The 21,623-nt window shown below is 65.7% G+C and carries 12 protein-coding genes; 7 read left to right on the top strand and 5 right to left on the bottom strand.

The features are described 5' to 3' along the window. The first annotated feature begins 54 nt into the window (after positions 1-54). Positions 55-11,388, top strand: coding sequence for a PA14 domain-containing protein (locus AC1M0F_RS10060; RefSeq protein ID WP_480238089.1), 11,334 nt, complete (start codon positions 55-57; stop codon positions 11,386-11,388). A gap of 195 nt (positions 11,389-11,583) precedes the next feature. Here AC1M0F_RS10060 and AC1M0F_RS10055 read toward each other — a convergent pair whose 3' ends face one another. Then, entirely contained in the window at positions 11,584-12,237 is a 654-nt protein-coding gene (locus AC1M0F_RS10055; protein ID WP_480238088.1) for a GntR family transcriptional regulator, read from the bottom strand. Between the two features lie 151 nt (positions 12,238-12,388). Here AC1M0F_RS10055 and AC1M0F_RS10050 point away from each other — a divergent pair, with 151 nt between their 5' ends. Together AC1M0F_RS10050 and AC1M0F_RS10045 are read left to right on the top strand one after the other, a co-directional pair. Beyond that, a complete protein-coding gene (locus tag AC1M0F_RS10050) occupies positions 12,389-13,144 on the top strand; it encodes an alpha/beta fold hydrolase (protein WP_480238087.1) in 756 nt (251 codons plus the stop codon). 77 nt (positions 13,145-13,221) lie between these two features. Next, on the top strand, positions 13,222-13,881 hold the full coding sequence (locus tag AC1M0F_RS10045) for a trimeric intracellular cation channel family protein (protein ID WP_480238086.1): 660 nt from the start codon (positions 13,222-13,224) through the stop codon (positions 13,879-13,881). Positions 13,882-13,995: 114 nt separating this feature from the next. Here AC1M0F_RS10045 and AC1M0F_RS10040 read toward each other — a convergent pair whose 3' ends face one another. Beyond that, entirely contained in the window at positions 13,996-14,571 is a 576-nt protein-coding gene (locus tag AC1M0F_RS10040; RefSeq protein ID WP_480238085.1) for an NADPH-dependent FMN reductase, read from the bottom strand. Between the two features lie 95 nt (positions 14,572-14,666). Between AC1M0F_RS10040 and AC1M0F_RS10035 the strand changes: the two genes are divergently transcribed. From AC1M0F_RS10035 to AC1M0F_RS10025, 3 genes are all read left to right on the top strand, one after another. Further along, positions 14,667-15,188 (top strand): MarR family winged helix-turn-helix transcriptional regulator, encoded by a 522-nt coding sequence (locus AC1M0F_RS10035; RefSeq protein ID WP_480238084.1) that lies wholly within the window; start codon positions 14,667-14,669, stop codon positions 15,186-15,188. A 75-nt stretch (positions 15,189-15,263) separates the two neighbouring features. Then, positions 15,264-16,079, top strand: a complete 816-nt coding sequence (locus AC1M0F_RS10030; RefSeq protein WP_480238083.1) for an inositol monophosphatase family protein — start codon at positions 15,264-15,266, stop codon at positions 16,077-16,079. A 96-nt stretch (positions 16,080-16,175) separates the two neighbouring features. Next, positions 16,176-17,513 carry an APC family permease gene (locus AC1M0F_RS10025; RefSeq protein ID WP_480238082.1) on the top strand — a complete coding sequence of 446 codons (1,338 nt, stop codon included), beginning with the start codon at positions 16,176-16,178 and terminating at the stop codon, positions 17,511-17,513. A 101-nt stretch (positions 17,514-17,614) separates the two neighbouring features. Here the strand turns inward: AC1M0F_RS10025 and AC1M0F_RS10020 are convergent, their stop codons facing one another. Next, positions 17,615-18,469, bottom strand: a complete 855-nt coding sequence (locus tag AC1M0F_RS10020; protein WP_480238081.1) for an SDR family oxidoreductase — start codon at positions 18,467-18,469, stop codon at positions 17,615-17,617. A 108-nt stretch (positions 18,470-18,577) separates the two neighbouring features. On the opposite strand from AC1M0F_RS10020, the gene AC1M0F_RS10015 reads away from it, so the two are divergent. Then, a complete protein-coding gene (locus tag AC1M0F_RS10015; RefSeq protein ID WP_480238080.1) occupies positions 18,578-18,973 on the top strand; it encodes a winged helix-turn-helix transcriptional regulator in 396 nt (131 codons plus the stop codon). A 74-nt stretch (positions 18,974-19,047) separates the two neighbouring features. Here the strand turns inward: AC1M0F_RS10015 and AC1M0F_RS10010 are convergent, their stop codons facing one another. Beyond that, the gene (locus AC1M0F_RS10010; RefSeq protein ID WP_480238079.1) at positions 19,048-19,779 is read right to left on the bottom strand and encodes a VIT1/CCC1 transporter family protein; all 732 of its coding nucleotides are present in this window, start codon (positions 19,777-19,779) and stop codon (positions 19,048-19,050) included. 94 nt (positions 19,780-19,873) lie between these two features. After that, positions 19,874-21,574: a glycoside hydrolase family 13 protein gene (locus tag AC1M0F_RS10005; protein ID WP_480238078.1), complete on the bottom strand. Its 1,701-nt coding sequence runs from the start codon at positions 21,572-21,574 to the stop codon at positions 19,874-19,876. Between the last annotated feature and the right edge of the window lie 49 nt (positions 21,575-21,623).

Below are 21,623 nucleotides of genomic sequence, written 5' to 3'. Positions count from 1 at the left end.
CTCTCACGCTGGGCGCTACCTCGCGACGCTGTGCTTTGGCAGAGAAGGATAACCATGTCGTTGCGCAGTTCGTCCCTCGAGTCCCGCTCCTCCGGTTGGCTCCGCTCCGGAGCCACGATTGCGATTTCCGCGCTGACGCTCACACTTCTGAGTGCGACACCGGCCTTCGCTGTTCCGATAGCCGACGTTCCCGCCAACACCGCCGAGTGGGCATCGACGCCATACTCGCCGTTGCAGCCGGGCGAGATCGCCGCGACCGGCAACACGAAGGCACTGACCTTCGACGGTACGGAGGGCGGCCTGAATGCCAGTGGCGACGTCGCTACCGGGTTCACGATGGTCCAGCCATCCACCGCTGATCCGCAGTGGTATCAACCCGAGAATCTCTCGGTGAGCGGCGGCAAGCTCAACATCACAGCCACCAAGGGCATCGCCTACCTCAACAACGACCCCGCAGCGGGCAACGGTGGCACGCGCAACCAGCAGGACAACACCATGGGAGTCGGTCTGAGCGCCCAGGGCAAGATCCTGCGACTCAGCACCGTCGTCGCCAGCCCGACGGGAGCGTACAACTCGGCACAGGCCGGCCTGTGGTTCGGCGCCAATGACGACAACTTCGTCAAGTTCGTCCTTGCGGCGCCCGGGACCACCGTCGGTGCGAACACCCGCCAGATCCAGCTCGCCCGCGAGGTCGGTGCGGTATCGGCCAGCACCGCCGCGTACCAGGTGAACGTCGACACGACCACGGCGACCATCCCGAACGGCACGGCAGTCACGCTCCAGCTCGACATCAACACGGTCACGGGCAAGGCCAATGCCAGCTACCGGCTCGGCACAGGGGCACTGGTCCCGCTGGCAGCGGGGCTGGACGTTCCCGCCAACTTCTTCAACGGCTCGCTCCTCACCGGAACAGCACTGCCGGGAGTCGACTCGTTCGGTGGAGTCTTCACCACCAAGCGCAACATGCCGGTCGCGACACCTCTGGTGTACTCCTTCGACTCATTCGCCGTGTCAGAGCTGGACACCACGGCTCCCGCCGCCCCTACGAACCTCATCGGTCAGGCGACACCGAACGGAATCAACCTGGGCTGGGCGGCATCAGCAGACTCTGATGTTGCCGGCTACCGGGTGTACCGGTCGACGAGCACCCCTGTGAGCACCACGGGAACGCCGATCTCCGGATCCAGCCCCATCACCAGCACCACGTTCGCGGACTCCTCCACCTTCATCGGCGTCGGGTACCACTACGCCGTCACCGCGGTCGACACCAGCGGGAACGTCTCCGCGGGCGCGCAGTCCGCCGCTCTGACCTCGCCTTCGCCCCAGGGGACGCTCGTCGAGAAGGTGAACTTCTCGACAGCCGCCGGTCCGGCGGTCAACGGCTACATCAAGGACTCTGGCCTCGCCTATGACGCGACACGCGGGTACGGCTGGATCACGGCTGACAACGGAGCCCCGTTCGACTTCTCGCTCAACTCGCGGGTGCGCACCAACACCGGTGTCACAACCGACCCTCGTCTCGCGTCACTGGTGCACATGCAGTACGGCGACACGACGAACGCCAATCCCGCCACAGGCATCACGACCGAAGAGGGTGTCTGGGAGTACGAACTGCCCAACGGCACATACAACGTCGTTGCTGCGGTCGGCGACTCCGCCTCGGGCAACTACGACAGCACGCACGCACTGCGCGCCGAAGGGGTCCAGTTCCTCGCGCCGTTCCCCGGTACGGCAGCTCGCGAGTACGACGAGGCTGTGGCGACCGTCGAGGTGACTGACGGAAAGCTCTCCATCGACGCAGAGGGTGGCACGAACAGCAAGATCACGTACGTCGAGATCTTCCGCGTCGCTGCAGCAGCCCTCCCCGCCCCGACCGACGTTTCCGCAGTGCTGAACGACGACGACGGCGTCGACCTCAGCTGGCAGGGTGTCGACGGCGCCACCGGCTACAACGTCTTCCGCGGGCCGTCGGCCGACGTCGACACCTCAGGCTCTCCGGTGAACGCTGAACCGCTGACTGAGACCACTTTCACCGACGACACTGTCGAAGCGGGAACCACGTACCACTACGTCGTCATCGCACTCGGCGAAACGAACTCGGCAGCCTCGCAGGCTGCGAGCGTGTCGGTTCCTGAAGCACCGACTGCTCCTGCAACCCCGACGAACGTCGCCGGGTCCCTCGACAGCAGCGATCGCGCGGTCATCTCCTGGGATGCCGTGGCCGCTGCGGGAGGATACAACGTCTTCCGCGGCGACTCGGCGACCGTTGCGGTCAACGGGTCTCCCGTGAACACGAGCCTGCTCACCACGACGACGTTCACCGACTTCACGGCATTGGCCGGTGAGACCTACTACTACGTGGTTGTAGCCGTCGGCGCAGACGGGCTGACCTCTGCGCCGTCGTCGCCCTCCGTTCAGGTTGTGATCCCCGATGAGCCGATTGTGCCCGGGGAGTGCGTGAGCACGGAATGGTCGGTGGACTACTTCTCGGGCACCGAGCTCGGAGGTTCCGCGATCGCAACAGAATGCGTCACCGAGATCGACCAGACCACTGCGCCTGCTGGTGTGGGTCCCGATCAGTACTCGGCCCGGTTCACGAAGGTGATCGACGAGGGTGCGGGTACGTACCGGTTCTCCGCTCTGAGCGATGACGGCATCCGGGTCACTGTCGATGGCGCTCTCGTGATCGACGAGTGGTACGGCCAGGCAGGCACGGACGAGCACGTCGGTTCGATCACTCTGACCGAGGGTGAGCACGTCGTGGTCGTCGAGTACTTCCAGGGTTACGGCGGAGCGAAGCTCATCGTCGACTACGAGAAGCTCGTCACGGGCTGCGTCGACTCTGAGTGGTCGGTGAACTACTTCTCGGGCACTGCCCTTGACGGTGCGGCGATCGAGACGGACTGCGTGTCCGACATCGACCAGACCTCTGCTCCCGCCGGCGTCGGACCCGACCAGTACTCCGCCCGGTTCACCCGGACCATCGAGGGTGCCGGAGCGTACGATTTCACCGCGCTCAGCGATGACGGCGTCCGAGTCTTCGTCGACGGCGCTGTCGTCATCGACGAGTGGTACGGCCAGGCCGGCACAGAACTCCACGTCGGCTCCGTGACTCTGACCGAGGGCGAGCACGTCGTGGTCGTCGAGTACTACCAGGCCTACGGCGGGGCAAAGCTGCAGGTGGACTATGCGCCGGCTGTCACGGAATGCATCACGGCCGAGTGGTCGGTGGACTACTTCGCCGGCACCGATCTCGAAGGTTCCGCGATCTCGACCGAGTGTGTGACCGAGATCAACCAGACATTCAACTCGGGCGACGGTCCTGTGGGTGTCGGTGCCGATCAGTACTCGGCCCGGTTCACGAAGGTGATCGACGAGGGTGCGGGTACGTACCGGTTCTCCGCTCTGAGCGATGACGGCATCCGGGTCACTGTCGATGGCGCTCTCGTGATCGACGAGTGGTACGGCCAGGCAGGCACGGACGAGCACGTCGGTTCGATCACTCTGACCGAGGGCGAGCACGTCGTGGTCGTCGAGTACTTCCAGGGTTACGGCGGAGCGAAGCTCATCGTGGACTACGAGAAGGTCACGACCGGGTGCACGGCCTCTGAATGGTCGGTGAACTACTTCTCGGGCACTGCCCTTGCTGGTGCGGCGATCGAGACGGACTGCGTGTCTGACATCAACCAGACCTCCGCTCCCGCCGGCGTCGGACCCGACCAGTACTCCGCCCGGTTCACCAAGATCCTCAACGAGGGGGCGGGAACATACGAGTTCTCCGTCTTCAGCGATGACGGCGTCCGCGTCTTCGTCGACGGCGCTGTCGTCATCGACGAGTGGTACGGCCAGGCCGGCACGGAGGAGCACGTCGGCTCCGTGACTCTGACCGAGGGCGAGCACGTCGTGGTCGTCGAGTACTACCAGGCCTACGGCGGAGCGAAGCTCGTCGTCGGCTACGAGAAGACCGGTGTCGACACAGAGGCCCCCAACGCTCCCAGCGAACTGGTGACTTCTCCCGGTGACGACGCGATCCGCCTCGACTGGGCGACGAGCTCCTCCAGTGACACCGCCGGCTACCGCGTCTATCGCGGAACGGCCCCAGGAGTCGCCGCGACCGGGACACCTCTCAGCGGAACGTCGCTCCTGACGGCACCGACGTACGTCGACTCGGCGATCGTCGCCGGAACAACGTACTACTACGTCGTCACAGCAGTGGATGCCGCCGGCAACGCGTCGGTCGTCTCCAACGAGGCGATGGGGCTGTTCACCGAGGAGCCGGACACCGAAGCGCCTCTCGCGCCCAGCGCACTCGCTGCGACCGGCGGCGACGACACCGTCTCACTCACCTGGACCGCGTCGTCCTCGGCCGACACGATCGGCTACCTGGTCTACAGAGGGCTCGAGCCCTCTGTGCTCAACGAGGGTGAGATCGTCTCCGGTGCGGCTCCCATCACAGGATCGACCTACACGGACACAACCGTCTCCAACGGGACAACGTACTTCTATGCGGTTGTCGCGGTCGACCTGGCCGGGAACGAATCCGTGGCGTCAAATGAGGTCTACGCCGTGCCTGTGGTGCCGAACACGACCAACGTGAAGGTGGACTTCACCGCCACGAACGGCGTCCCCGCTGCCGGTTACGTAGCCGACTGGGGCCAGGCGTACAGTGCCCGCACCAGCGCCAACCAGGGCACAGGGCTCACGTATGGCTGGATCGACGCCGACGGAAACGATCTGAGTCTCGTCAGTAACGGCCGCGATCGCGGCCGTGCCGGAGTGGAAGAACGCGTCGACTCGATCATTCACATGCAGTACGGCGACGTGAGCGGCGGCACCGGAACCAACGGTGTGAAGAACGAGGGCCAGTGGGAGCTGGCCGTGCCACAGGGCCTCTACGAGGTCACAGTGGCCGTCGGCGACGAACCCGGCGCGGATGGTGTGTACGACTCGAACCACATCATCAACGTCGAGGGTTCGGTCGGTATCGAGACGTTCGTAGCCACTGCGGCGGCTGAGTACAGGACGGTGACGACCACCGTCGGCGTCTGGGACGGCAAGCTGACGGTGGACGCCGTAGGCGGCACCAACACGAAGCTCGGCTACGTCGACGTGAAGGGCATCGAACGCGAACCGCACGTCGACACGGTTCTCCCTGAGAACCGCTCCACCGGCCACGACGTGAACGCGGGCGTCTCGGCGACGATCCGCATTCCGTACGCCGGCGTCGGAGTCGACCCCCTTTCCCTCCCCAACAATGTCAAGCTCTTCGAACTGCCGAGCGGAACGCAGGTGCCGACAACGGTGGGAACATCCGGAGGAAACGACGTCATCTCCCTCGCGCCGAACGACCCGCTCAAGCCGAGCACGCGCTACCGGTTCGTCGTGACGAGCGGAGTGCTCGACAACTTCGGCGCCCCCTTCGTCCCCTTCACCTCTGTGTTCACGACGGGAACCGGTGAGATCGTCGAGAGCGACGACTTCACTCCGGCCACCAACATCGCGTTCGAGAAAGTGGAGCTGCCGATCGGTGCGGGGACCTACTGGTCGTCATTCACCTTCGGCCCGGACAACAAGCTCTACGCGGCTTCGATCGGTGAGGGACTCTACCGATTCACGGTGAACGCCGACGGAACCCTGTCGAACAAGGAAGACCTGGGTTACCAGGGGATGGCCATGATCGGCCTGGTCTTCGACAAGAGTGCAACCGCAGGCAACCTCAAGCTGTGGGTGACCACGACGACCGCGAACTTCAATGAGCAGGGTCAGTGGGTCAGCGGAATCAGCATGCTGACCGGACCGAACCTCGCAACGCGCAACCAGGTGTTCAGCGAGCTGCCCCGGTCGCTGTCTGACCACCTCACCAACTCGATGGCATATGGGCCGGACGGACGCATCTACTTCCAGCAGGGTTCAAACCAGGCTTCGGGCGACCTCGACAACTCGTGGGGTCAACGAGGTGAGCAACTGCTCACGGCGGCGACCCTTGTCTTCGACCCGGCGAACAGCCAGGTCTCCGCAGCCGCAGCAGGTGGCGGTGCGATCAGCGTCAAGACCGCGCAGGGTGGGACATACAACCCGTACGCACCGACGGCACCGCTGAAGATCTATGCCTCAGGCATCCGCAACGCATACGACCTCGTGTGGCACTCCAACGGACACCTCTACGTCGCGACCAACGGCACGGCCGGCGGCGCCAACACTCCCGGTGTCACGGCAAACGCCAACGGAACCTTCACGCGGGAGGCCGCAGCGGGCATCCCCGGATTCTCGACGGTCGACGGAACAGACGTGACGCCACAGTGTGTTCGCCGCGGCTACACCGGTGGTTCGGTTCCGCCGCTCGCCAACCAGCCCACGCAACGTGACCTCCTCTTCGACGTCGTCGAGGGTGGCTACTACGGACACCCGAACCCGACCAGGTGTGAGTTCGTGCTCAACGAGGGCAACGACCCGGCGAATCCGCCGAAGTCAGCCGGACAGGGCGGTTCACGGTACCCATTGGGTACGAAGGCCGACCCCAACTACCGCGGGATCGCTTACGACTTCGAGTTCAACAAGTCTCCGAACGGTTCGATCGAGTACAAGAGTGCGACGTTCGGTGGCCAGCTGAAGGGCCGACTCGTCATCACTCGCTTCTCGAACAACAACGACCTGATCTTCCTGCAGCCCGACCAGGCCACCGGCGAGATTCTCGGCGCGCAGACCGAGGTCGGCATCACCGGCGTGGCGAACACGACCATGCAGGGTGTCGGAGGGTTCAACGACCCACTCGAAGTTGTCGAGGACCTCCGAAACGGAAACCTGTATGTCAACCAGTACGACCGGAGCGGAAGCAGCCAGAAGCTGTACCTGCTGCGGGTGCCGGCGAGCCAGCAGGCGTCCAAGATCAGCACATCCGCTGACGAGATGATCTTCTCCGCCGTCAAGAGCACGACGTCGGCGACGAAGAACATCACCGTCACCAACGGAAGCACCGAAGCTGTCACGCTCTCGGCGACGGTCAGCGGGGCGAACGCAACCGAGTTCGCGGTGGTCTCCGGCAACGGGGCATCCCTCGCACCCGGTGCCAGCACCACCGTCGGGCTGCAGTTCAAGCCAGGCACGACGGTGGGCCAGCGGTCAACGCAGTTGACGCTTTCGGCGGGTTCGTCTACGGTCACGGTCGGGGTTTACGGCCTGACCATGAATGGAATCGAAGGCGGCAACGAACCCACCCTGAACAATGTGCTTGGAACGCTTGGACACAACCTCGACGTCGGATGGACGAACCTCGAGGGAGGCGTGCAGCCGACCGCCAAGGGCGACGAGGTGCTCGAACCGCTCTTCGTGAAGAGTGGAACCGGGACGGTCTCGATCACCCCGATCGCTCACTACGCTCCGCGGGAGAACATCCCGTTCGGCTGGTACACGGGTGATGGCGCCCAGGCCGATCGGCGCGAAGTCGGTGCGATCTCTTCGGCAGGCTACCAATCGCTCCTTCCCCCGGTCACGTCGGGAAGCGCTACGAGCTTCGACCCTGGCAGTGCAACCTTCGGGCTGTACTACTACTCCGGAGTGTTCCAGCGGTTCGGTTACACCGAGGACCGGCTGAACACCGGCATCGCGCACCGCGCACGCATCTACCCGGCGGCGAACAGGTCGGGTGTGCTGATGCCCAACTCCTACATCGTTGCCTTCGAGGACGCGAGCAACGGCGACTACCAGGACTACCTGTTCCTCGTGAAGGGCATCAAGCCGGTCACGGACACGGGTTCGATCGACGGAGCCGTCCGGGTGGACTTCACGACGGCGGCCGGTGACCTCGCAGCCGGGTACCTGCGTGACTACGGGCAGGCGTACGCGCCTCGCACCGGGGTCGCCCAGGGCAGCGGGCTCACCTACGGCTGGAAGGACCAGGTCACGGAAAACGACCTCGACCTCTCTGTCGGTGGAACCACTCCAGGCAACGGTCGGGACCGTGCAACCAGTCAGCCGGACACGCGGCTCGACAGCTTCATGCACATGCAGTCCGCAGACGTCGCAGGCACATTCAACGGAACTGTGGCCCGCGCGTTCTGGGAGCTCGCGCTCCCGAACGGCGAGTACACGGTGACCGTTGGAGTCGGCGACCCTGCACCGCAGACGTCCGACCAGGAGATCCACCAGATCAACCTGGAGAACACGTCACTCATCAACCTGTTCACGCCGACCGGCGCCGCCGGCGCCGCGACCCGTCACACCACCGCGACGAAGACCGTCTCCGTAACGGACGGCGCGCTGACCGTTGACGCCATCGGCGGGCGGAACACGAAGATCAGCTACATCGATGTCGTTCCTGTCGAGGACACCGGCGGGGACGATCCGACGGATGGTGCACAGGTGAAGGTGGCCTTCCAGCCCACCGCAGCCTCCACCCCCGCTGGATGGACCGCGGAGACCGGCTCGGCATACTCCGAGGCTCGTGGCTTCGGGTGGCTGAACGCCGCCAACGGGCAGCCCGTCGACCGCACGGTCGCGACTCGCACCAGGACGGCGCCCATGTCGGGCATCTCGTTCCCCACTGACCCACTGTTGAGGAGCTTCGCATTCCTCGACAACGAGTCGCAGCCCACCTATACGGACGGCATCTGGGAGTACAAGGTGCCGAACGGTTCATATGAAGTAGCTGTTTCCGTCGGCGATGCCAACTACATCGACTCGACCCACGGCGTCACCGTCGAGGGCCAGCCGATCATCGCGAACTTCCTGCCGACCGAGACCACTCCATTCCAGACCGGCGTGCGTGATGTGACAGTCACGGACGGCAAGATCTCGATCGCGAACTCCGGAACCAACACGAAGATCAACTGGGTGTCGATCAAGGGAGACGGGCTGGACGAACCTGCTCAGCCGCAGACCAGGATCAACTTCCAGCCGGCAAGCACGACGGTTCCAAGTGGCTGGCTCGCCGACACCGGCGCGGCCTTCGCGGCTACGCCCGGCTACGGCTGGCTCGTGAACGGTCAGCCGGCAGACCGGTCGGCCAACACGCGCCACCGCACCGCGGCGACCTCGGGAATCACGTACCCGGCGGGAGACGTCACGCGCCAGACGCTGATCCTCACGCAGGCCACGTCGACTGCTGGTACGTCCGACGGTGTGTGGGAGTACGCCGTCGCCAACGGTACATACACGGTTTCCGTTTCCGTCGGTGACTCAGGGTTCATTGACTCCGTGCACGGTGTATCGGCTGAAGGGTCCGCCCTGATCAGCGGGTTCACCCCGACGAACGGCACACCGTTCGCCACAGGAACCGCGACGGTCATCGTCGCCGATGGCAAGCTCACGCTCAACCCGACCGGCACCAACACGAAGTTCAACTGGGTCACCATCCAGGGAGCGGCACTGGCCGCACCGACGGTGGGGATCAAGGTGAACGGCGCGGATGTCGGTGCCACCTGGACAGGCGGAACCGCCAACGTGACCGTTCAGGCGGCTGCAGGCAACGGCGAAGCACTTGAGTCGCTCGTCTACACCGTGAACGGGGGCGCCGAAACGCCGTACACCACTCCGATCGTCCTGGATGCCGTCGGCAACTATGTGCTGGAAGTGACCGCCACCGACAGCGAGGGTCGCCAGACGGTGCGCGAGGTGCAGTTCGAAATCCTCAACATCGGCGGCACATTGACCCTGCGCAACCAGCAGGCGACCCGGGTGGGCAGCGCAACTACCGACGTCATTCCCGGATTCCGTGAAGACACGCTCGTCATGCACAGGATCAATGCCGGAAAGACAACCCACACCACGACCGAATCGGGAACGGTGAACCTCACCAACACGGGCACGAAGGACCTGCGCATCTCCAGCATCACGCTCGGCGGCGCCAGCCCGACGCAGTTCGAACTCGTGAACCCGCCTGTTCTGCCGCTGCTCATCGCTCCAGGTGCCAGTGTGCCGATCACGGCGAAGTTCATCTCGACAACCGGAAGCAGGGGAGTGCGCACCGCAACGGTGAACATCGCATCGAGCGACCCGGCCAAGGGCAACACCGTCGTGCAGCTCCGTGGCGGGTACATGACGCAACCGGAAGGCAACAGCGAGCTCACCCTCCCTCAGATCATCGATCTGTTCGGCTGGACGACGAATGTGGGCCCCCTCACCGACGGAGGCCTGGGTAACGGATCCGAGAACCCCGGTGCTCCGCTCAACGGGGAAGAGGTCAGGTCCAACCTGTGGAAGAGGCTGGACGCAGGCAAGCCGGTTCAGGTGCGCCAGCTCGCGGCATTCCACGGGTGCTGCACAGCGACCGAAACCGTGAATGTCAACGGCACATCGGCCACTCACAACGCCACGTATGGCCAGGGTGTCCTTCCGCTCAACAACGCGTTGAACGGTCCGACCCAACTCAGCACGAACCCGGGTGCCACAACCACATTCGGGATCGTCGTTGCCGGCCAGAGCACGAACAACAACAACTACCGCGCCGTCAAGACCTGGCCGGTACGCGATGCAGACGGCAAGATCGTGCCCGGTTCGTGGATCGTGGGTCACGACTACATCAGCTCGCCGAGCCAGTGTGGGATCTCCCCGACGAACTGTGACTTCCAGGACAACGTCTATCTCATCTCGAACGTCCTGCCCGTTGCATCGTCAGACACGGTGGTGCCGACCCCACCGGCCGGTCTGACCGGAGTCGTCCAGGGCACCGGGGTCAACCTGACCTGGAACGCCAGTACGGCGTCGGATCTGGCCGGATACCGGATCGAGCGTGCCACCGCTGCTGCTGGACCATGGACGAACGTGAGCGGTGCAGCATCGATCACCACCACGAGCTTCCGCGACGCGGCCCTGCCGTTCGCCAACACGGTGTACTACCGGGTGCTCGCGATCGATGCCTCAGGCAACGTCTCGGCGCCGAACTCCAGCACCGGGATCGACATCTCGTCGACGGGCAGCCAGGCGATCCGGATCAATGCGGGTGGCGGGGCGGTGACGACGAACGGCACCAGCTGGCTCGCCGACCAGTTCTTCGTCGGTGGCAAGACGTACTCGAACGCGTCGGTGACTCAGATCTCCGGCACGACCGATGACGCCATCTACCTCAGCGAGCGCAGCGCGACGACCGACCTGGGAACCTTCGGATACGACATCCCCGTACCCGACGGCACCTACACGGTCAAGCTGCACTTCGCCGAGCTCTACTGGGGTGCAACGGGCGGTGGAGCAGGGGGTAACGGCAAGCGGGTGTTCAACGCGAACTTCGAAGGAGGTACCGCAGAGATCACCGGTCTCGACCTGAACGCCAGGGTCGGCTCGATGGCCGCCTATGTCACCACCAACACCGTCACGGTGACCGGCGGAGTTCTCGACATCGACTTCTCGGCGACGGTGAACCAGCCGAAGGTGTCTGCAATCGAGGTCATCCGCTGAGGTTCAGCAGGATCATCAGGCGTCTTCGGATCCCGGCCCGATAACGGCAAAGAGCCCCGGCCTTCTCTGTGAAGGTCGGGGCTCTTTGTGAATCGCGAATGTCGTCCCCGATTCGGTGCCATCGCCGAGAGTGCAGCAGTGGCGCGAAAATCGGCTAATTTCGAGCCACTACTGCACTCTCGAAGCCTGCCGGTGTCAGTCCGCGGCAGCCAGGCTGTGCCAGGTGTCGAAGGCGACGGCCGCCGCCCCAGTGACATCGCCGGCCTCGCACAACTGAATCAGCTCCTCATGCCGGTCCGGGGAGCGCCGGCCGTCGGGCGAAGCGAAGCGAACGCGCTCGATGCGACGGAGCACCGGCATGAACTGCTCGAGAATCGACGAGATCGCCCGGTTGCCTGCGACCGCTACGGGAATGTCGTGGAACTCGTCGTCCGCGAGGATCGCGGCGTCGATGTCCCCGGCCGCGAGCGCGGTGTCGAAACGGCCGGCCGCGTCGCGCATCGCCTGGAGGTCCGTCGCGGTGAGGCGGGTGACCGCCTCGGAGACCGCCAGAGCGTGCATGGCCGCGACGACATCGCGCGCTTCCTGCGTCGCGCGCGCGTCGAGCGAGCTGACGACCGTGGACTGACCGGGGTGGGTCACCACGAGCCCGCTCTGCGCGAGGCGGAGGAGGGCTTCGCGCACAGGGGTGCGGCTCACGCCGAGCCACGCGGCCAGGTCGCCGTCCTTCAACTGTTCACCCGGAGCGAAGGTGCCATCGATGACGGCGTCGCGGAGGCGCCGGTAGACGTCGTCGCGCAGGAGCGAGCGGCCGACGGGGGGTTGGTTCGTGGGGATGGGCACCCCCATATAGTGCATCCTTTTCGCGCTCTCGCCCAATTTGACGGTGCCCCCTCGACAAACTTCTGCGATACGCAATATATTACATATCGATTGCGTTACCCTCACTACCGATTCCCCTCCCGGAAGCGGACATCACTCGAATGGAAGGAAAGTTGAAATGAACACCCCCTCTGAGAAGCAGACCATCGTCCTCGTCCATGGTGCATATGCGGACTCGTCGAGCTGGAACGGATCGGTCACCGCGCTCCGCCAGGCCGGTCATCCGGTGATCGCGGTCGCCAATCCCCTGCGCGGGCTGGACAGCGACGCGGAATACCTGCGCAGCGTCCTCGAGAGCATCACCGGCCCGATCGTTCTCGCCGGTCACTCGTACGGCGGACACGTCATGAGCCACGCGGCCGACGGCAACCCGAACGTCACCGCCCTCGTCTTCGTCGCGAGCTTCCTCGCGGAGCCGGGCGAAAGCCTCGTCGATCTCGTCGAGAAGTTCCCTGGCGCCCAGCTCGGCAGTGCGGCCCAGCCAGTTCCGTACCGCACGGCTCCGGAGGGCGATGTGGGGACCGACCTCTACATCGATCAGACGAGGTTCCCGGCCCTGTTCGCCGGCGACGTCGACCTTGCCGTTGCCGAGAGAATGGCAATGACGCAGCGTCCCCTCGCGCTCGCGGCGTTCCAGGCCCCTGCCACCCGTGCGGCCTGGACGACGATCGAGTCGTGGACGCTCGCCGCGACCGAGGACCTCGCGATCCCGACCGAGTTGTCGCGCTTCATGGCGAAGCGTGCGAACGCTCACCTCATCGAGGTGGATGCCTCACACGCGGTCACGGTGTCGCAGCCGGATGCTGTCACGGGCGTCATCCTCGAGGCGGCCAGATCAACGGTCCGTGAGGTCGCTCAGGCGGCCGTCCGGTAATCCGATCATCGTCGGCCCCGTCGCTGTCACGAGACAGCGCGGGGCCGACGGGCTGACCGAACAGACAGGACATAGACATGATCGAGCCGTTCGAGATCCCGCTCTGGGCCGAGCTCGCTGCTGCCGGCCTCGGCGGACTCCAGGGCGCGCTCTTCGCCGGCGGGGTCACCGACCGCCGCATCGATGTGCTCGGTGTGATGCTCATCGGCATCGGGGTCGCCCTCGGCGGAAGCCTGTTGCGCGACATCCTCATCGGCGAACCCCCTGCCGCGTTCCGTGGGGACTGGTACCTTCTCGTCGCCGCGGCATCCGCATTCGTCGGGATGACCCTCCAACGGCTGCTCGCCCGCCTCGATCCGATCATCCTGGTGCTGGATGCCGTGACGATCGGTCTTTTCGGCGCGATCGGCACATCCAAAGCGCTGTCCATCGGGCTCCCGGCCGTCCCGGCGGTCTTCGTCGGCGCTGCGGCCGCCGTCGGAGGATCCGTCCTTCGTGACGTGACACTCAACCTGCCGGTCACCCTGTTCCACGTCGGCTCGCTCTACGCGGTTGCCGCGGCGGCGGGATCCGTGCTCCTCGTCGTGCTGGTCGCACTGGGCATCCCCGTGCTTTACGCAGCGATCGCCGGTGTCGTGCTCACGACCATCACGCGCCTTCTCGCCGTGCTGTTCGGCTGGACCTTCCCCGAACAGCACGCACTCATCGTCAGGCGACGGAGGGCGCGAGCGGCCTGACGTCGACCCGGACTGCACAACCTTGATGGGCGAAGGATGACGGAGCGACAGCCTGATGAACGAGAACAGGGTGCCTCGCCGACGGCGAGACACCCTGAACGAAAGGGAGAAGACCTACGCGGCGACGAGGGCCTCGTCGCGCACGGACTCCATGGCGCGAGCCCAGACGACGAGCTGGTCGAGCATCGGCACGACGGTCGCGGCCGAAAGCTCGGTCGGAGCGAACGTGCTGAAGTTCTCGAAGTCGGTGAAGAGGCTGAACATGCCGGTCTTCTGGACGTGCGCGACCTGCAGCTCCGAGAGGATGCCACGGAGGTGCTCCATGGCACGGACGCCGGAGGCCGATCCGTATCCGACGAGGCCGGCAGCCTTGTTCGCGAACTCTGCGTTGAGGTACGAGAGCGCGTTGGCGAGTGCGGGGGTGACCGAGTGGTTGTACTCAGCGGTGATGAAGACGAAGCCATCGAACTCAGCGATCTTCTCGGCCCAGACCTTGGTGTGGTCGTTCATGTAGTTCTGGTATGCGGCCGGGTAGCCCTCGTCGAGGAGCGGGAGTGCGTAGTCAGCGATGTCGACCAGCTCGAATTCGGCATCCGTGCGCTGCTGGGCCTGGGCGAGAACCCACTCGGCGACGCCGATGTTGTTGCGGCCGGGACGGGTGCTGCCGGTGATGATGGCGATCTTAGTCATTCAAGACCTTTCATTTGGTTGACGTGTCAATTACACTGAGAGTCATCCTGCAGGAATTTGATTGTCATGTCAACTAAACGGACGGAGGAGGGATCATGAATGAAGAGACTTCCCAGCCTCGGTGGCTGGACGAGCGCGAGAAAGAAGTCTGGCTCGCCCTTCGCGAATTCATCTGGGGCTTCCCGGCCGCCGTCGACAGGCAGCTGCAGCGCGACTCCGACCTGTCGATCGTCGAGTATTCCGTCCTCGCCGCGCTGTCTGAATGCCCGGGCAGCCGCAAGCGATCAGGCGACCTCGCGTCAGACCTCGGCTGGGAGCGCAGCAGGCTGTCGCACCTGGTCAAGCGCATGGAGACCAAGGGCGTCGTGGAGAGAGCCCACTCGGATGACGACGGCCGCGGCCAGGAGATCGTACTGACGGATGCCGGCTGGGAACTGATCAGGGAGGCGGCGCCAGGCCACGTGACCTTCGTTCGTGAGGCGGTGTTCGATCCGTTGAGCCCCGAGGAGCAGGACGTACTCGCGAGGGCCCTCGACCGGATCCGCGGTCGGATCTCGGAGGACGGCCTGTGGAGCGGTCAGAAGCAGACCCAGGTCTGCCCGCCCGGAACCGCCTGATGCCCGTGGACGCAGCTTCGGTCCTGTGCACGCCGGTGGTCTAGCGTTGACAGGACGAAGCGAGAGGATTCCCCTGTGAGTTCAGACCTGCAGAAACTGGCCACCGACATCGCCACCCAGGCCGGGGAACTCATCCTTCGCCGCCGTCACGAAGGCGTCACCGTCGCCGCGACGAAGTCCTCGGCCGTCGACGTGGTCACGCTCGCTGACCGGGAGTCCGAGGACCTCATCCGTTCGCTGATCGCCGACGCCAGGCCCGGCGACGGATTCCTCGGCGAGGAATCGGATGCCACGTCGGGCACGACAGGTCTCACCTGGGTCGTCGATCCGATCGACGGCACCGTCAACTACCTCTACGACATCCCGAACTACGCGGTCAGCATCGCCGTCGTCGAGGGCGACCCGGGCCCGCACACCTGGACGGCGCTCGCTGCGACGGTGGTGAACCCCGCGGCGGGAGAGACGTTCAGTGCCGCTCGGGGCGCGGGTGCGACCCTCAACGGCTCGCCGATCCACGCCAACCCCGCCGTCGATGCTGCGCTTGCCATGATCGGGACCGGGTTCTCCTACACGGCCGAGCGGCGGATCTGGCAGGCCGGGATCGTCCAGCAGCTCATCGGGCAGGTGCGCGACATCCGTCGCGTCGGGTCTGCAGCGCTGGACCTCTGCTGGGTGGCCAATGGCCGGCTCGACGCCTACTACGAACGCGGGCTCAACGCCTGGGATCACGCCGCCGGTGTACTCATCGCCCAGGAGGCTGGGGCCCGAGTGGGTGGCCTGCACGGGAGGGAGGCGAGCAGTGACTTCACCCTCGCAGCATCGCCTCAGCTCTTCGACGAGCTCCACGAGCTGCTTCTCGACGCCGGCGCGGAGGCATCCATTCTCGGCTGACCTCTATGCATCGTCGGCGGGCCAAATGCAAGCCTTCCGCCTGAAATAGGGAGCGATTCGGAGTGCTTCTAGGGTTGCATCCCGGGAGGCAACACCATGACAGCCGCAACAACATCACAGACCCCGACGACGGATGCCGCACCCGCGTCGAAACTCACGCAGAAGATCACCGGTCCGCTGCTCTTTCTCTTCATCCTCGGCGACGTTCTTGGAGCAGGCATCTACGCCCTCATGGGCGTTCTCTCGGAGAACGTCGGCGGTGCGCTGTGGGCTCCGCTCGTCGTCGCCCTTCTTCTCGCGCTGCTCACCGCCGGGTCGTACGCCGAGCTGGTGACGAAGTACCCGAGGGCCGGAGGCGCGGCCGTCTTCGCTGAACGCGCGTTCAAGCAGCCGATCATCTCGTTCCTCGTCGGCTTCAGCATGCTTGCCGCCGGAGTGACGAGCGCAGCCGGGCTGTCGCTCGCCTTCTCGGGCCAGTACCTCTCCACCTTCATCGAGGTGCCCGTGGTTCCCGCGGCCATGGTCTTCCTCGTTCTCGTCGCGTGCCTCAACGCCCGTGGGATCAGTGAATCGCTCAAGAGCAACGTGGTCATGACGATCATCGAACTCAGCGGTCTCGTGATCGTGATCGTCGTCGTGGCCGTCATGCTCGGTAACGGCGGCGGAGACGTGTCGCGGATCGGCCAGTTCCCGGAGGGCTCCGTCCCGGCGATGGCGACCCTCAGCGCCGCCATCATCGCGTACTACTCCTTCGTTGGCTTCGAGACCTCCGCGAACGTCGCCGAAGAGATCCGCAACCCCAGCAAGGTCTACCCGCTGGCCCTCTTCGGCTCGCTCGCAACGGCCGGAGTCGTGTACGTCCTCGTCGGTCTCGCCAGCGCCATCGCACTGCCCGCGAACGAGCTGTCGGAGTCGTCGGGTCCGCTGCTCTCGGTCGTCGCGGCATCCGGAGTCGGTGTCCCCGAGTGGCTGTTCAGCCTCATCGCCCTCGTCGCTGTTGCCAACGGCGCCCTGCTCACGATGATCATGTCGTCGAGGCTCACCTTCGGGATGGCTGAGCACGGCCTGCTGCCAAGCGCACTCGGAAAAGTGCTGCCGAACCGCAAGACACCGTGGGCCGCGATTGTCGCCACCACCGTCGTCGCAATGCTGCTCACCCTCGTCGGTGACCTGTCGACGCTCGCCGAAACGGTCGTGCTCCTGCTGCTGTTCGTCTTCATCTCGACGAACGTCGCCGTGCTCGTGCTCCGCAAGGACAGGGTCGACCACAAGCACTTCCGGGTGTGGACGATCGTCCCTGTGCTCGGGGTGCTCTCGTGCATTCTCCTGCTCACTCAGCAGAGCGGGATCGTCTGGCTCTTCGGCGGGGGACTGCTCGCCCTCGGTGTCGTCCTCTACTTCATCGCCCGTTGGGTGCGCGGCCGCGCCTCCTGATCGCCACCCGCCCGAGAGGAGAAGCGCTCGAGAATTCGGGCGCTTCTCCCGGTGAGTGTGCTGGAGCCGCGAATCGTCCTGTCGGGTGGCAGGCCGGGTGCCTAGGCTGCGGCCGTGAGTCCGTCGATGAGCGGTGTCGTCGGACGACCGATCAGCCGCGACAGGTCGCCGGTCGTCTCGGCGAGGAGCCCGTCGCGCGTGTTCCCATCGAGGGCGACGACGAAGCCGACCGTCCCGTCGTCCAGTCCCGCGCCGCGGAGGATCTCGGCGTGGGCCTCGGGATCGACGGAGGTGTGGACGACGTCCCTGCCTGCAACTGCGGCCAGTGCAACAGCCAGGTCGTCTCCCGTCCAGGCGACATCGCCCGACAACTCGTAGGTGGCGCCATCGTGTCCGTCCGTTGTGAGCACGACGGCGGCCGCTTCGGCGTAGTCGGTCCGTGAGGCGCTGGCGATCCGTCCTTCGCCGGTGCTCGAGAGGAACACCCCGGTCTCCCTCGCCTGGGCCAGCGCCCCGGCGTAGTTCTCGGTGTACCAGCCGTTGCGGAGGATCGTGAAGGGGATGCCGGATGCCCTGATCAGTTCCTCGGTCGCCTTGTGCTCGGGTGCCAGGATCAGCTCGGACGTGTCCGCCCGTGGGGCGCTCGTGTAGACGATCCGGGAGATCCCGGCTGCCTGCGCCGCGGCGATCGCGTTGCCGTGTTGTGCCACGCGCTGTCCCACTTCGCTGCCGGAGACGAGCATGAGGGTGTCGGCGCCGTCCAAGGCAGCGTCGAGGGTGGAAGGCACCGAGTAGTCGATGACCGCCGTGCGGACGCCGGCCGAGGTGAGGTCGGCGAGCTTCGACCCGGTGCGTCCGGCGGCGACGATCTGTGCAGGATCGACACCGCGGGCGATCAGGTGGTCGACGATGAGGCGGCCGAGGGAACCGGTGGCTCCTGTGACGACGATTGACATGTTTTCCTTTCACTGGCCCGCGCTCACGGGCCTGTCCATGGGTGGAACCGACGGAGGACCGCGGTACTTCCCGATGGGAGGTACCCACTTTCCGGTAAGCTACTTACCATGACGGATACGGGAGCGAAAGAACGGTTGGCCGACCTGGTCGGAACGGGCGTGCCAGGCGGCCCGAACGTCTTCGCAGCGAACTGCTCCAGCCGCGTCGTGCTCGATCACGTCACGAGCAAATGGGGAGTCCTCATCCTCGTGGCATTGTCCGGTGAGACACTCCGCTGGGGTGAACTCCGGCGCACGATCGAGGGGATCAGCGAGAAGATGCTCGCACAGACGCTGCGCACCCTCGAAGCAGACGGTTTCGTGCATCGCGACGCTCACCCGACGATCCCGCCGCACGTCGAGTACAGCCTCACCGAGCTCGGGCAGGACCTGTCCGCGCAGCTGCTCCCGCTCGTGCGATGGGTGGGCGCGCACGCCGACGGAATCGTCGGCGGCGCACGCTGAACAGGAACGTCAAGCCAGAACCGCCCGCCGGCTCCTGTTGACCGTGCATGGGCGCCAGAATCACCTGTCGGGGATCAGGCGACGGTAGTGCCCAGCAGTGACCCGATCGCGAAGGTCGCCGCCAGCGCGAGCGCACCGCCGACGACCACTCGGACGGTCGGGCGCAGCATCGGGCTGCCACCCAGCCTCGCGCCGAGGGCCCCAGTGAGGGCGAGGGCAACGAGCACGGCTGCGAACGTGATCGGGATGCGCCATTCTGCCGGCGGCAGCAGGACGGCGAGCATCGGAAGGGTCGCGCCGATGGTGAAGGCGATCGCTGAGGCGATGGCCGCGTGCCAGGGGTTGGCGACGCTGTCCTCATCGATGTTCAGTTCCAGCGAGAGGTGAGCCGCGAGCGCGTCCTTCTCGGTCAGTTCGCCGGCGACCTGCCGTGCCGTGTCTTCCGAGAGCCCACGTTCACGGAGCATCCCGGTGAGCTCCAGGAGCTCTTCTTCTGGCATGTCGCGGAGTTCGTCGCGTTCCCTGGCGATGAGCGCACGTTCGCTGTCGCGTTGGCTCGAGACCGAGACGTATTCGCCGAGCGCCATCGAGATCGCCCCACCGACCAGCCCCGCCATTCCTGCAGTGAGGATCGGGAAGAACGCGCTCGTCGCGCTGGCAACGCCGACGACGATCGCTGCAACGGAGACGATGCCGTCGTTCGCCCCGAGCACCCCTGCACGGAGCCAGTTCAACCGGGACGCGGTCGCGTTGCCGTGGGGTTCGTCCTGGTGGGCACCGGATGGAGCCGGTTCGATCGCGTTCATGTGCTCAGCTAAGCACGAGGTCGCCGTGTCGTCACCCGGCGCAACGCAGAAGGGCGGGCAGCCGAAGCCACCCGCCCGTGTGCTGTGCGAAGACCTACGGAGTGCGCACCCAGATCGTCGAGTCCGCACCGATCGTGGTGCCGTCGACGGAACCACTCGCCAGCAGGACCTCGGACGACGCGAACGCCTCCGGGATCGCGGCGATCGTGCGGCCGGTGTTCGCGATGACCGTGATGGGCCCGTTGCTGAACGCCACGACCTGCTCGGCGAAGCCGTCGTGCCAGGTCAGGGTGCCGAGGCCGAGCTCGTGGGCCCGGCGGAGACGGAGGGCCTCGCGGTACAGCTCGAGGGTCGAACCCTCGACGCCGACCTGACTGTCCCTCGCGTAACCGTCCCAGTCGTCCGGCTGCGGGAGCCAGGCGGCGCCTGTCGCGTTGAAGCCGTATGCCGGTGCGCCTGCTTCCCAGGGGATGGGCACACGACATCCGTCACGACCGTAGCGTTCGCGGTTCGTGCGGAACCAGGTCGGGTCCTGGCGGGCGTCGTCCGGCAGGTGGATGACCTCGGGCAGGCCGAGCTCCTCGCCCTGGTAGAGGTATGCGCCGCCGGGAAGGGCGAGCATGAGCGCGGTCGCCGCGCGAGCACGGCGGAGGCCGGTCTCGCGGATGGGCTGCCCGGGACTCTTCGGCCCGATGCCGTGACCCTGGGGGTTCTCGGCCGTGACGGCCAGGCGGCTCGCGTGGCGCACGACGTCGTGGTTCGAGAGCACCCAGGTGCTCGGAGCGCCGACGGCGCTGAACGCCTCGAGGGACTCGTCGATGACGGCCCGGAGAGCGGATGCCTCCCACGGCGTCTCGAGGTACGGGAAGTTGAAGGCCTGCTGCATCTCGTCCGGACGCACCCACTTCGCCATCTTCGACAGTGGCTCGACCCACGCCTCTGCGCAGAGCACGCGGTCACCCTCGTACTCCTCGAGGACGGTGTGCCAGTCGCGGTAGATGTCGTGCACGCCTTCCTGGCCCCAGTACGGAGCACCGTCGTCACCGATGTCGTCGATGGCGGGCTCGAGTCCGACCGGAGTGCCGCTGCCGCCCATGCTGCCGCCCTCGGCTGGCGGTGTGTAGTCGGGCAGGCCGTCGGCCTTGATCATGCCGTGGGCGACGTCGACCCGGAAGCCGTCGACCCCGCGGTCGAGCCAGAACCGGAGCACGCCGCGGAACATCTCGCGGACCTCCTCGTTGGTCCAATCGAAGTCGGGCTGGCTCGCGTCGAAGATGTGCAGGTACCACTGGCCTGGGGTGCCGTCCGCATCGGTGGTCCGGCTCCATGCCGGGCCGCCGAACACGCTCTGCCAGTTGTTCGGCTCGAGTTCGCCGTTCTCGCCCTGGCCGTCGCGGAACATGTAGCGAGCGCGTTCAGGGGAGCCAGGGGCGGCCGCGAGGGCGGCCTGGAACCACGGGTGAGCGTCGGACGAGTGGTTGGGGACGAGGTCGACGATGACGCGGATGCCGAATTCGTGTGCCTTCTCGGTCATCGCGTCGAAGTCGGCGAGGGTTCCGAATATCGGGTCGACGTCACAGTAGTCGGCCACGTCGTAGCCGGCGTCCTTCTGGGGGCTCGTCATGAAGGGTGAGAGCCAGATGGCATCGATCCCCAGCGATTTCAGTGAAGACAGCCGGGACGTGATGCCGGGCAGGTCACCGAGACCGTCCCCGTTCGCGTCCGCGAATGACCGGGGGTAGATCTGGTAGATGACGGCAGAACGCCACCACTCTGTGCTGTTGCGCGAATTCATGCCGCTTACTCTATGGCATCGCCTGTGGCATGTGGAAGCGCTTGCCTAC

This window comes from Mycetocola sp. Y719, from assembly GCF_056713205.1.
This window is presented reverse-complemented; position numbering and strand designations above follow the sequence as displayed.